This is a genomic window from Nitrosomonas sp. sh817, from assembly GCF_030908545.1.
GTDB lineage: Bacteria > Pseudomonadota > Gammaproteobacteria > Burkholderiales > Nitrosomonadaceae > Nitrosomonas.
This window is the reverse complement of sequence record NZ_CP133083.1, coordinates 2,379,883-2,393,085: the sequence shown is the minus strand read 5'-3', so window position 1 is coordinate 2,393,085 and position 13,203 is coordinate 2,379,883. Positions and strand designations below refer to the sequence as shown.

General features: G+C 46.2%; 13 protein-coding genes. 11 read left to right on the top strand and 2 right to left on the bottom strand.

Annotation, left to right across the window (positions count from 1 at the left end; translation table 11 throughout):
* Window positions 1-147: 147 nt before the first annotated feature.
* Together RBH92_RS11265 and RBH92_RS11260 are read left to right on the top strand one after the other, a co-directional pair.
* A complete protein-coding gene (locus tag RBH92_RS11265) occupies window positions 148-1,680 on the top strand; it encodes a 2-isopropylmalate synthase (RefSeq protein WP_307933962.1) in 1,533 nt (510 codons plus the stop codon).
* 34 nt (window positions 1,681-1,714) lie between these two features.
* Window positions 1,715-2,164, top strand: coding sequence for a TlpA family protein disulfide reductase (locus RBH92_RS11260; RefSeq protein WP_307932142.1), 450 nt, complete (start codon window positions 1,715-1,717; stop codon window positions 2,162-2,164).
* 50 nt (window positions 2,165-2,214) lie between these two features.
* Here the strand turns inward: RBH92_RS11260 and RBH92_RS11255 are convergent, their stop codons facing one another.
* On the bottom strand, window positions 2,215-2,805 hold the full coding sequence (locus tag RBH92_RS11255) for a lytic transglycosylase domain-containing protein (protein WP_307932141.1): 591 nt from the start codon (window positions 2,803-2,805) through the stop codon (window positions 2,215-2,217).
* Entirely contained in the window at window positions 2,793-4,502 is a 1,710-nt protein-coding gene (locus RBH92_RS11250) for a proline--tRNA ligase (RefSeq protein WP_307932140.1), read from the bottom strand. Before RBH92_RS11250 ends, RBH92_RS11255 begins: the two co-directional genes overlap by 13 nt.
* Window positions 4,503-4,706: 204 nt before the next feature.
* Between RBH92_RS11250 and RBH92_RS11245 the strand changes: the two genes are divergently transcribed.
* From RBH92_RS11245 to RBH92_RS11205, 9 genes are all read left to right on the top strand, one after another.
* The gene (locus RBH92_RS11245) at window positions 4,707-5,267 is read left to right on the top strand and encodes an RNA pyrophosphohydrolase (RefSeq protein WP_307932139.1); all 561 of its coding nucleotides are present in this window, start codon (window positions 4,707-4,709) and stop codon (window positions 5,265-5,267) included.
* A gap of 164 nt (window positions 5,268-5,431) precedes the next feature.
* A complete protein-coding gene (locus RBH92_RS11240; RefSeq protein WP_292924317.1) occupies window positions 5,432-6,424 on the top strand; it encodes a cytochrome-c peroxidase in 993 nt (330 codons plus the stop codon).
* A 251-nt stretch (window positions 6,425-6,675) separates the two neighbouring features.
* Window positions 6,676-6,921: an RNA chaperone Hfq gene (gene hfq, locus RBH92_RS11235; RefSeq protein ID WP_292916613.1), complete on the top strand. Its 246-nt coding sequence runs from the start codon at window positions 6,676-6,678 to the stop codon at window positions 6,919-6,921.
* Window positions 6,921-8,117, top strand: a complete 1,197-nt coding sequence (gene hflX / locus RBH92_RS11230; protein WP_307933961.1) for a GTPase HflX — start codon at window positions 6,921-6,923, stop codon at window positions 8,115-8,117. Before hfq ends, hflX begins: the two co-directional genes overlap by 1 nt.
* Before the next feature lie 21 nt (window positions 8,118-8,138).
* A complete protein-coding gene (hflK, locus tag RBH92_RS11225) occupies window positions 8,139-9,323 on the top strand; it encodes an FtsH protease activity modulator HflK (RefSeq protein WP_292924315.1) in 1,185 nt (394 codons plus the stop codon).
* On the top strand, window positions 9,324-10,199 hold the full coding sequence (gene hflC / locus RBH92_RS11220; protein ID WP_307932138.1) for a protease modulator HflC: 876 nt from the start codon (window positions 9,324-9,326) through the stop codon (window positions 10,197-10,199).
* 270 nt (window positions 10,200-10,469) lie between these two features.
* Window positions 10,470-10,655, top strand: a complete 186-nt coding sequence (locus RBH92_RS11215) for a DUF2065 domain-containing protein (RefSeq protein WP_292924313.1) — start codon at window positions 10,470-10,472, stop codon at window positions 10,653-10,655.
* Between the two features lie 45 nt (window positions 10,656-10,700).
* Window positions 10,701-11,852 carry an ATP phosphoribosyltransferase regulatory subunit gene (locus RBH92_RS11210; RefSeq protein ID WP_307932137.1) on the top strand — a complete coding sequence of 384 codons (1,152 nt, stop codon included), beginning with the start codon at window positions 10,701-10,703 and terminating at the stop codon, window positions 11,850-11,852.
* Window positions 11,853-11,886: 34 nt separating this feature from the next.
* Entirely contained in the window at window positions 11,887-13,182 is a 1,296-nt protein-coding gene (locus RBH92_RS11205; RefSeq protein WP_307932136.1) for an adenylosuccinate synthase, read from the top strand.
* Window positions 13,183-13,203: the final 21 nt, after the last annotated feature.

Genomic DNA, 13,203 nt, shown 5'->3' with positions numbered 1-13,203 from the left:
TTTTCCTTCTTTTCCGATAAAAAAACTATCGGTGCCGTTATTGCGCCTTGCGCGCTAAATTTCTATCCTTACTTCACTTCTTCCTTATAAAATTCGAGCAACGAATTTTGTTATTCTTTTAGATTTCTTCCTCAAGTGGAGAGCATGATGCAAGATCATTTAATTATTTTTGATACAACGCTGCGTGATGGTGAGCAAAGTCCCGGCGCTTCTATGACAAGAGAAGAGAAAGTGCGCATTGCCTGGCAGTTGGAGCGGATGGGAGTGGATGTCATAGAAGCGGGTTTTCCGGCCGCTTCCAATGGCGATTTTGAAGCTGTCAAAGCGGTCGCGGATACGGTCAAAGAAAGTGTGGTATGTGGTTTAGCCCGTGCGATTGAATCGGATATTCAACGCGCAGGTGAAGCGCTTAGAGGTGCGCAATCAGCACGAATTCATACGTTTATTGCAACGTCTCCCATTCATATGAAGAATAAACTGCGGATGTCTCCGGATCAGGTGCTCGCGCAAGCTGTAAAAGCCGTCAAATGGGCGCGCCAATACACCGATAACATCGAATTTTCACCGGAAGATGCAGGGCGTTCGGAAATTGATTTCTTGTGCAAGATTCTGGAAGCGGTTATCGACGCCGGTGCGACTACGCTTAATATTCCGGATACAGTCGGTTACACCATGCCAGAGCAGTTCGGTAAGCTCATTCGCAATTTACGTGAACGTATTCCGAATTCCGATAAGGCGATTTTTTCGGTGCATTGTCATAACGATCTAGGGTTGGCAGTGGCCAATTCACTGGCTGCCGTAATGAATGGCGCGCGGCAGGTTGAGTGTACGATCAATGGTTTGGGTGAGAGAGCTGGAAATGCTGCACTGGAAGAAATTGTTATGGCTGTCCGCACGCGCCAGGATTTTTTTCCTTGCGACACCAAGATCGATGCTACGCATATTGTTTCGGCCAGCAAGCTGGTTTCAGGTATTACCGGTTTTCCTGTGCAACCGAATAAAGCGATTGTCGGTGCAAATGCCTTTGCACACGAATCGGGTATTCATCAAGATGGTGTGTTGAAGCATCGCGAAACATACGAAATCATGCGGGCGCAAGATGTGGGCTGGAATGCTAATAAGTTATTGCTGGGAAAACATTCCGGCCGGAATGCATTTCGCAGCAGATTGATGGAATTGGGAATTGAGCTGGAATCCGAAGAAATGCTCAACAACATGTTTATGCGCTTCAAGGAATTGGCGGATAAGAAGCATGAAATATTCGATGAGGATCTGCATGCGCTGGCTTCGGAAGAAGAACTGGTATTGCATGAATGTTACCGGCTGATATCGCTGACCATCCATTGTGAGACGGGTGAAATACCTTATGCGCAGATCGTGATTTCCGACAATGGCAATGAAATGCGTGCTGAATCTCAAGGAAGCGGGCCGGTAGACGCAACCTTCCGGGCGATCGAAAAATTGCTGACGAGCGGCGCCGAACTTCAATTGTTTTCGGTTAACAATATTACCAGCGGTACCGATGCGCAGGGTGAAGTGACGGTAAGACTGCGTAAGTCCGATCGTATCGTCAATGGCCATGGAGCGGATACGGATATCGTCGTTGCTTCAGCAAAAGCTTATTTAAGCGCGTTGAATAAGCTCTGTAGTAAATTGGAACGCGCGCATCCGCAAGTATAGTGTGAGGCAGGTTATGCGAAACTTGAGAAGGTTAATGCTGGCTTTTTGCGCATTGCTGCTGATACTGAGCGCCCCAGTACATGGGTTTCAATTTCAAGATACGACAGGAAAAATTCATAAGCTTGAAGATTACAAGGGGCGGTGGGTGCTGGTTAATTTTTGGGCAACCTGGTGTCCACCTTGTTTGAAAGAGATTCCCGATTTAATTTCGCTTTACAAAGATCGCGAGGACATCATGGTGATCGGTGTGGCGATGGATTCAGACGATCCGCGAACTGTTATGGAGTTCGTGCAGTCGATGTCTATCAGCTATCCGATTGTATTCGGTAACCGCCAGATCGCTTCTCAGCTGGATGACGTTTCACTTTTGCCCAGCACCTATTTTTACGACCCTGAAGGTAATCCCGCAGCACGTCAACAAGGCATTATTTCAAGGGAAAGCATAGAAAGCTTTATTGATTTGAAGTCACTCGGAAGAAAGTAACTTGGATTCGGAATAATCAGGTAAGAGTTTTGCTATTGCCGAGTGACTCACTATGAGGAGGTATAGCGCCAGGTAGTTTGCCATTTGTTAAAAACCAGTTGAGGATATGATGCAGCGCCCAAGCTGCCGTTGTATCTTCCGAGCGCGCGGAAATAGTCGCCTTTTTCTTTATCTAGGTAATGGCGCAAAATTGTGCAGCCATAACGTAAATTAATGCGCAGATGAAATAAATTGTGATCTTGATGTCCGATAACACCAACCCAGAATGGCATCACTTGCATATAGCCGCGCGCACCGGCATGAGAAACGGCGTATTTCTTAAAGCCGCTTTCAACCTGGATGACGCTCAGTACTAATTGGGGATCCAACCCCGCGCGCGTTGCCTCATAGTACACGGTTCTTAAGAAAGCTTCGCGTTCGAGTAAGTCCGGAATGTATTTCTCCAAGCGGCGGCTCATGCTGATGAGCCAAGTGACGTTGTCAGCGACAGCCGCATACTCCGTGTACGAGGCAGCTTGGTCGCTTGTTTCATGAAGGATAATGGTTTGGGTGCTGGCGGCAAGCTGTTGGTAACGGGGATTATTGGCGCTGGCGATCCCGGAAAACAACACAATGAAGCTTATAAAGATTAGTTTGTGCATAACTTGGCGGTGATAAATGAAAAAATCTCATCAAGGGGTATGGCTTGTGAAGTCTCATCTCTACGGCCTTGATACTCAACAGTCGATTGCTGAAGTCCGCGTTCGCCGATCACGATTCTATGAGGAATGCCCATTAACTCGGTATCTGCAAACATGACTCCCGGGCGCTCGTTCCGGTCATCCAGCAAGACTTCAATGTGTGCGTCGATAAATTGATTGTATAGTTTCTCGACAATTTCCGCGACCAGGTTATTTTTATGCAACCCGATCGGGATAATGGCAAGCTGAAAAGGGGCCATGGCCAATGGAAAAATGATACCGTGCGCATCATGATTTTGCTCTATGGCGGCTGCGACAATACGCGATACGCCGATACCATAACAACCCATTTCCATATTTTTAATCTGCCCTGATTCGTCCAAATAAGTAGCCTTCATGAGTTCAGAATACTTGGTTCTTAATTGAAAAATGTGCCCCACTTCAATCCCGCGGCAGATTTCCAGAGTGCCTTTGCCATCGGGTGAGGCGTCGCCGGAAACGACATTTCTGATATCAAAAACATGTGCTGGCAGTTTGAGATCGCGATCAAAATTGACGTTGATGAAGTGGAAACCTTCGTCATTTGCGCCGCAGACAAAATTACTCATATTGAGCACAGCTTGATCGGCAATAACGCAAGTATCCAAACCTAGGGGACCAATATAGCCCGGCACTGTTCCCGTAACCTGCAGGATATCTTCTTCACTGGCCATTTGAAATCCCGATAAAAAAGGGATTTTCCTGACTTTTAATTCATTTAGCTGATGATCGCCGCGCAGCAGTAACAGATAAATTTGATCGTTGGCTTTTATCGCAAGCGTTTTGACCGTTTGTTCCAAAGGAATTTTCAAGAACTCCGCAACTTCCGCACAGGATTTTTTTCCGGGGGTCGCAATTTTTTTCATGACATCTGCTGCTTCATCTCGCCCTGTTAGAGAGAATAACGAGCTTGCCAGCTCTATATTGGCAGCGTAATCAGAGTCCGGGCAAAACGCAATGGCATCTTCACCGGAATCCGCTAATACGTGAAATTCATGAGAACCACTGCCGCCAATAGCACCGGTATCTGCGGCAACAGCCCGGAATTTCAATCCAAGGCGCGTGAAAATACGGCTGTAAGTTTCATGCATGCACTGGTAAGTTTGCATCAGACTATTTTCGTCGGTATGAAAGGAATATGCATCTTTCATGATGAATTCGCGTGCGCGCATGACTCCAAATCGCGGACGGATTTCATCGCGGAATTTGGTTTGTATTTGATAAAAAATTAGAGGCAGCTGGCGATAACTCTTGATTTCCCTACGTGCGATATCAGTAATAATTTCTTCATGAGTGGGGCCAAAACAAAAATCATGTTCATGCCGGTCTTTGATTTTAAGCATTTGTGGCCCGAAAACCTCCCATCGTCCACTTTCCTGCCATAATTCAGCGGGTTGTATCGCAGGCATCAGCACTTCAATGGCGCCGCTCCGATCCATTTCGTCCCGGATAATGTTTTCAATTTTTCGTAAAACTCTTAAACCCAAGGGCATCCATGTGTACAGCCCACTACCTAGCCGACGGATAAGTCCAGCGCGCAACATGAGCTGATGGCTGATCAACTCAGCTTCAGCAGGCGCTTCTTTTAACGTTGTAATAAAAAATTGCGAGACGCGCATGAGCGATTCCATATTATAATAAAAACAGCGGTGATTTTACCTTGAAACGCTTGGGAAAGTGGGCATTGAAAGATATATTGCGAGTATGCTGATCACTTTGCTAAAAGCAAATACTGCAAGATGCGGTTTTTGTTTTAGGGCACTTTTAATCTATAGTAAAGTATGAAAAAATCCACTCATTTATGGATCAAATGAATAATTCAAATGATCGATCGTAATGGATATCGTCCCAATGTTGGTATTATTCTCCTGAATTCGAAGAATGAAGTTTTCTGGGGTAAACGAATACGGCAGAATTCTTGGCAATTTCCCCAAGGTGGCATTAAATCAGGAGAAAGCCCTGAGCAAGCCATGTATCGGGAGTTAAGCGAAGAGATCGGGTTGCGCCCTAATCATGTCGAAATTATTGGGCGCACACGCGATTGGCTGCGGTATGAAGTGCCTGATCGCTGGATAAGACGCGAATGGCGTGGGAACTATAAAGGGCAAAAGCAAATCTGGTATCTCCTGCGCTTGATCGGACGTGATAGTGACGTTTCTTTGCGCCGGAGCGCGCATCCGGAGTTTGATGCATGGCGCTGGAATCAGTATTGGGTTGAATTGGATACGGTTGTCGAATTTAAGCGTAAAGTTTATAAACAAGCTTTAACAGAATTATCACGTTTGCTGAAGACGGACCCTTGCCAAAGCACTGACGGCGAGAATACTAATGTAACCAAGCAAACAAAGAAAATACTCACAGATCGGCTCGAAATTAACGAATAGTGAATCTGTTGAGGATTTGCAAAGATGCATTTATAGTTGACAGTTACTGAATTAAGTTTTTCAACTTTCTCTTGCAGAATTTCCAATTTTAGGTGTTTTATCAGGCGTAATCGGCTGCGCCATTACAGCCGTTTTTTCAATTATTTAAGGTAGGGAGAATACCGATGAAGACACGTACACTGGTTGCGTCACTGATATCGATTGGGGCTCTGGTCACTTCGATGAATGTTTCGGCCAATGAACCGATTCAACCCATCAAAGCGGTCAAAGTAGCAAATGCGGACATGGTCGAATTGGGAAAGATGTTGTTTTTTGATCCGCGATTATCAAAATCTGGTTTTATCTCGTGCAATTCTTGCCATAATCTCAGCATGGGCGGAACGGATAATATTCCGACTTCAATTGGTCATGCATGGCAACAAGGACCGATCAATGCGCCGACAGTATTGAATGCAAGCATGAATTTAGCGCAATTTTGGGATGGGCGTGCTAAGGATTTGAAAGAACAAGCCGGAGGCCCGATTGCGAATCCAGGTGAAATGGCATCTACTCACAAAGTAGCGGTAGAGGTGTTGCAATCCATTCCTCAGTATCGTGAACACTTTGCAAAGGCTTTTGGATCGGACCAAGTCGATATCGACCGGGTTACAACCGCAATCGCTGCTTTTGAAGAAACCTTGGTGACACCCGGATCACGATTTGATAAATGGTTGGAAGGCGATAAGAAAGCATTGAGCGCTCAGGAACTGGAAGGTTATGAATTATTCAAAAGTAGCGGCTGTGCCGGATGTCATAATGGCCCAGCAGTTGGCGGTGCGCTTTATCAAAAATTCGGTGTGCATCACCCATATAAAACCGCTAGCAAAGCGGAAGGAAGAAAAGGCGTTACTGGAAAAGACACCGATTTGAATGTTTTCAAAGTCCCAACGCTACGTAACATTGAGTTGACCTACCCCTACTTCCACGATGGTGCAGCTGCAACATTGGAAGATGCTGTTAAAACTATGGGTAAGTTACAGTTAGACCGGGATTTTAATAAAAAAGAGATAGACAGTATCGTTGCTTTCTTAAAAACCTTAACGGGTGAGCAACCGGATATCAAATTGCCGGTTTTGCCGCCTTCCAATAACAATACGCCAAAGCCGGTACCATTTTAAGTTTTAACATTTAAATTCGAACTGCACGAGTGAATGTTTGCTAGGAACTGAATTAAAATTAAGCATCCAGGCTCGTATTTGCCTGGATGCTTAATTATTAAGCAACGCTGGAAAAATCGATTAAGCCGGTTTGGTAGTTGACAGGCTATGACGAAATTTACAGATATGCGTATAATTTGTTGTAGATTTACATCCGAAAATGAAGTAGAGTCACTCATCCGATAACCAATAATTAGAAGAGGGAGTTACCAATGGGTAACAAGGGACAGTTACTACAAGATCCATTTCTCAATGTTTTACGGAAAGAGCATATTCCGGTGTCGATATATCTAGTGAATGGTATTAAGTTACAAGGACAAATCGATTCGTTTGATCAATATGTGGTGCTGTTGAAAAACTCAGTTACACAGATGGTTTACAAACATGCGATTTCAACGGTTGTGCCTGCAAGAGCCGTTTCAATTCCCATTGAAACAATGGAAACACGCGATACTTGATGTTATCTGAGTCGGGTATGAATCAGTCAGTAGTCGCAAATGCGGCTATACTTGTTGGAATCGATTTTGGAAATGCTACCCACAAAGAGAGTTTGCAGGAGCTGCAGCAGCTGGCGATAAGTGATCAGCTTCAAGTATCGGCGATTGTTGAAGGAAAACGTAATCGCCCTGATCCGACGACCTTCATTGGAAGCGGAAAAGTTGATGAGGTAGCGCAGTATTTGCAGCAGACAAAAGCTGCGCTAATAATCTTTAATCATGATTTATCACCGGCGCAGCAACGCAATTTATCGATGCGGCTGAATTGCAATGTAATTGACCGTACTAGCCTGATTTTGGATATTTTCTCTCAGCGCGCAAAGAGTCATGAAGGTAAGCTGCAAGTTGAACTGGCGCAACTTGAACATTTGGCGACACGCCTTGTGCGTGGCTGGACTCACTTGGAAAGACAAAAGGGCGGGATTGGTTTACGTGGCCCGGGTGAAACTCAGCTGGAAACAGATCGCAGATTACTCAAAAAACGAGTTAAGCTGCTTAAAGAAAAACTTTCGGATCTGCGGCGTCAACGAGGTGTTCAGAGACGATCAAGGCAGCGATCAAAAGTGCTATCGGTATCGATTGTCGGATACACAAATGCTGGAAAATCCACATTATTCAATCGACTAACACACGCGCAATCGTATGCGGCGGATCAGCTCTTTGCAACGCTGGATACCACAACCCGGAAATTATTTTTGTCCGAAGCAGGCGCAGTCGTTATCTCGGATACCGTCGGGTTTATTCGCGAATTACCGCATACGCTGGTAGCTGCGTTTCGTGCGACGTTGGAAGAAACTGTGCAAGCCGATATTCTGCTTCATGTGATAGACGCCAGCAGCCCAAATAGAGATGAGCAGATCGATGAGGTTAATAAGATATTAAGAGAAATCGGTGCCGATACGATTCCTCAGATTCTGGTATATAACAAGATTGATTGCGTTGATGAAGTGAATAGCGGGAAAAGTTTCGTGCGCGATGAATATGATAGAATATCCCGCATTCGTTTAAGCGCAAAAACAGGCGAGGGTATTGAGTTTTTAAGGCAAGCACTACTGGAAGCAATCGTAGAAAACTCCAAGAAATTAAGTGAAAGAGCAGTAAATAATAATATCGAAGATGGGCTTGGAGGTTGTACTAAGGTACGAGAACTTTTTTGAACGAACAAAATAGGAAAGATTATGGGATTAAATGATCCTCAATGGGGAAAAAATAAAGGTGACTCCGGGCCACCGGATTTGGATGATGTGCTCCGTAACGTCAATAAAAAAATAAATAATATCTTCGGGCAGAAAAAAGGCGGCGGTGGTGGCGGAGACGAAGGCCCTCGCTCATCGGGTCCAAAGCCACAAAGTGGCGGTAGTGTCGCTCTGATCTTGGGGCTATTGGCTGTCGTTTGGTTAGCCAGCGGGTTTTACATCGTAGACGAAGGTCATAGAGGTGTAGTACTGCGATTTGGCCAATATGTCGATACGACGCCTGCCGGTTTGCGCTGGCATATGCCTTATCCGGTTGAGAAAGTTGAGATTGTGAATGTCAGTCAGGTGCGAACGGTTGAAATCGGTTATCGCAATAATGTCAGAAGTAAAGTCTTGCGGGAATCGCTGATGTTGACTGACGATGAGAATATCATCGATATTCAATTCGCGGTTCAATATATTTTGAATAATCCTGAAAATTTTCTTTTTAAAAACAGAAATCCCGATGAAGCAGTGCTTCAAGCGGCTGAAACGGCAATCAGGCAAGTCATCGGTAAAAGCAAAATGGACTATGTGCTATACGAAGGCCGTGAGCAGGTAGCCGCCAGTGCAACGCAGTTGATGCAAAAAATTCTGGATCGTTATGAGATTGGTATTTCGATCAGTAGAGTGACGATGCAAAATGCGCAACCGCCGGAACAAGTTCAAGCCGCGTTTGATGATGCTGTAAAGGCCGGTCAAGATAGAGAACGGCAGAAGAATGAAGGGCAAGCATACGCAAATGATGTTATTCCGAGAGCAGTTGGTAACGCGGCGCGGTTGATTGAAGAATCTGAAGGGTATAAGCAACGCGTCATTGTAAGTGCCGAGGGTGACGCCAGTCGTTTTGAACAGATTCTTTCAGAATACAGTAAAGCACCCAAGGTGACGCGAGAACGGTTATATCTGGATATGATGCAACAGGTGCTTTCGAATACGAGTAAGATTATTGTTGATCAAAAGAATGGCAATAACTTGTTGTACCTACCACTGGATAAGTTGATCAATATGAGTGGTTCCTCACCGGTTACACCAGTAACGGTGCAACCCATGATACAGGAAGCGGCGCCCGACAATAGCCTTCGCGCGCGCGAGTCATTTCGTAGCCGTGAACGGGAGATAAGATAGATGAAAAGCATAACGTCCGTATTAACAGGTATTCTTGTTGCGGTTTTCTTTTTAGGCAGCTCGGCGATTTTTATTGTTGACGAGCGGCAGCAAGCCATCCTGTTTCAATTGGGGGAAGTAATCGATGTGAAAACCGAACCTGGCTTGTATTTCAAAATTCCGATCGCTCAAAACGTGCGTTATTTCGAGAAACGCATACTGACAATGGATACTGAAGAGCCTGAGCGGTTTATCACTTCTGAAAAGAAAAACGTGTTGGTGGATCTTTTTGTGAAATGGCGTATTGTCGATGTAAAACAATATTATATCAGCGTGCGCGGTGACGAAGGGTTGGCGCAAACACGGCTGGCGCAAACGATCAATGCAAGTCTGCGGGATGAATTCGGTAACCGTACCGTGCATGATGTAGTATCCGGTGAACGTGACGTAATCATGGAGATCATGCGGCAAAAAGCCGACAATGATGCCCGGTCAATTGGTGTGGAAGTTGTGGATGTGCGTCTGAAGCGGGTTGACTTGCCGCAAGAGGTTAGCGAATCGGTATTCAGGCGTATGGAAGCGGAGCGTAAGCGAGTTGCGAACGAATTACGTTCAACCGGTGCTGCTGAATCAGAGAAGATTCGCGCAGATGCTGATAGGCAGCGTGAAATTATTCTGGCGGAAGCTTATCGTGAAGCACAAAAAACCATGGGTGATGGCGATAGTCAAGCGGCCGCAACCTATGCTACGGCATTTCAAAAAGACCCGGAATTTTATGCTTTTTGGCGCAGTATTGATGCATACAAGCAATCATTTAAAAACAAGGGGGATATGATGGTCCTTGAACCGACTTCCGAATTCTTTAAATATTTAAAGAACCCCTCGATCAATAAATAATTAGCGGCGATCGCATCACGTAATGATAATGATAGTGTTTGATTCCCAATAATTGATTGATATTTTTGCTAACAACAGGCAAATAAGATCCGGGGCCGGCACTATGATTATTTGATGAATTTTGTGATCCGCTGTTTCGATCGGTCATGAAGAGGTTCTGGAAATCGTAGTTTGTGCATACGCGAGACTACAACAGAGCCTCTTAATTTTTGTACTTCCTCAGCGGTTATAATCAACGTGAATGCGTCAATAACGCAGAGGTTATCGTAAATGTGGGAAAATTTTCTGAACGCGATTGCGTTGATGCTCATCATCGAAGGAATGTTGCCTTTTTTGTCGCCGCAAGCGTGGCGGGAAGCCTTCAAAAAATTGATCGAAACCAACGATAATCAGATACGATTTATCGGTTTGACCTCCATGATGGTCGGCGTAATGTTGCTTCTTATCTTCAGTTGAATTGTTATTCAAACCTCTTCTTTGATAGCTATCAATTTTTAATATATGCGTAATTGGTTACTTCCGGAGTATGTCGAGGATATATTACCCGTTGAAGCTTTACAGATCGAAGGCATGCGCCGGCAGATGATTGATTTGTTGATGGTGCACGGCTATCAGCAAGTGATTCCGCCACTGCTGGAATACATCGAATCATTGCTGACCGGCAGCGGTAGCGATATGGATTTACGCATGTTCAAAGTCATCGATCAGCTCAGCGGGCGGATGATGGGATTACGTGCCGACATGACACCGCAGGTCGCACGGATAGATGCACACTTGCTAAATTGTGATGGCGTTACACGCTTATGCTATGTTAACAGCGTATTGCATACGGTACCTTCCGCTATCACAACCACGCGGGAGCCGTTGCAAATCGGCGCGGAATTATATGGCCATGCTGGTCTCGAGAGCGATCTGGAAGTACAGCGGTTGATGTTGCAATGCTTATCAGCCGCAGGTGTCAATCCAATCCATTTGGATTTCGGTCATGTGGCTGTTTTCCGGGGGATTATCAAAGGCGCGGGCATTTCGCAAGGACTCGAATCCGAGCTTTATGCAGTGCTACAAGCAAAGGATATCTCGACATTGAGAGAATTGTGCGTGCAGTTGCCGGCGCATACTCGTGAAGCGCTATTGCTATTACCCGAATTTTACGGGGATGAAAAAGTATTAGCCGACGCCCTTAAGCGATTGCCAAGCTATCCCGAAGTCAAATCGGCGTTAAATGAATTGTCGACTGTCGCAGCGGAGTTGAGTGATTATGTCGATACGATCGCTTTCGATCTGGCGGATCTGCGCGGCTATCATTATCATACCGGAATGGTGTTTGCCGCTTATGCGCCGGGTTGTTCAAATGCTATTGCTTTGGGAGGACGTTACGATGAAATCGGCAAAGCTTTTGGACGCGCACGCCCTGCAACTGGTTTTAGCATGGATCTCAGGGAATTGGCGAGATTGATAAAACCGTCAATCTACCCGAAAGCCATCCGCGCGCCTTACCAGCTGAAGAATGCTGCGCTCGAGAACAAAATCGCGCAATTGCGGCAATCCGGCGAGATTGTCATTGTTGAGTTACCAGGACAACCCCAAGGATCGCTCACTTGCGATCGTCAGTTGATATGGCATGACGATCAATGGATCGTTAAAGCGCTATAATTGTCAGGAAACAGAATTTTTAGAGATAGCAAATATGACAAAAAATGTTGTCGTCATCGGAACGCAGTGGGGTGATGAAGGAAAGGGCAAGATTGTTGACTGGTTGACCGATCATGCGCAAGGCGTGGTGCGTTTTCAAGGCGGGCATAACGCGGGTCACACTTTGGTTATCGGTAATAAGAAAACCGTGTTGCATCTGATACCTTCCGGCATTCTGCGTGATAATGTGGTGTGCTACATCGGTAACGGTGTGGTGATTTCACCGGAGGCGCTGCTCAGTGAAATCGACATGCTCGAGAGCAATGGTGTCGACGTTAGCGGCCGTTTACGCATCAGCGAAGCGTGTCCGTTAATTTTGCCGTGTCATATCGCGCTGGATAATGCCCGGGAAACTGCCCGGGGCGTTGGAAAGATTGGCACCACCGGACGCGGTATCGGCCCGGCTTACGAAGATAAAGTTGCGCGGCGGGCGGTGCGGCTGCAGGATTTATTTCATCGCGACCGCTTTGCAGCTAAATTAGGCGAAATCCTGGATTACCACAATTTTGTGCTGAAAAATTACTTTCATGCGCCAGTGATCGATTTCCAGAAAACGATGGACGAAGCATTGGCGCAAGCCGCTCGCATCAAACCGATGGTGGCCGATGTGCCGCGATTGCTGTTTGAAGCGAACAAAGCCGGTAATAACTTGTTGTTTGAAGGCGCGCAAGGCGCGTTACTCGATGTCGATCACGGCACTTACCCCTTCGTGACTTCCAGCAACTGCGTGGCTGGCGCAGCGGGCCCCGGCAGCGGTGTCGGACCGCAAATGCTGCATTACGTGTTGGGTATTACCAAAGCTTATACGACGCGGGTGGGATCAGGACCTTTTCCGACTGAATTGGACGATGAAGTCGGCAAACATCTGGCCACGCGCGGGCACGAATTCGGTTCGACGACAGGTCGTCCGCGCCGTTGCGGCTGGTTCGACGCGGTGGCGCTGAAGCGCTCGATCCAAATCAACGGCGTGACCGGATTATGCATCACTAAGCTGGACGTATTGGATGGCGTCGAAAGTCTCAATCTGGGTGTCGGTTACCAGTTGAGCGACGGCAACAAGAGTAATATCCTTCCGGTTGGCGCGGATGACCTTGATCGCTGCGAACCCATCTATGAAGAAATACCGGGCTGGTCGGAAAATACCGCCGGCATCAAGGAATTTTCCCAATTGCCGAAAGCCGCGCAAAATTATTTGCGGCGCCTTGAAGAAGTTTGTGAAATCCCCATTGATATGATTTCTACCGGACCTGACCGGGAAGACACTATTCTACTTCGCCATCCTTTTATTTGAGTAACCGGGCACATCCTATCC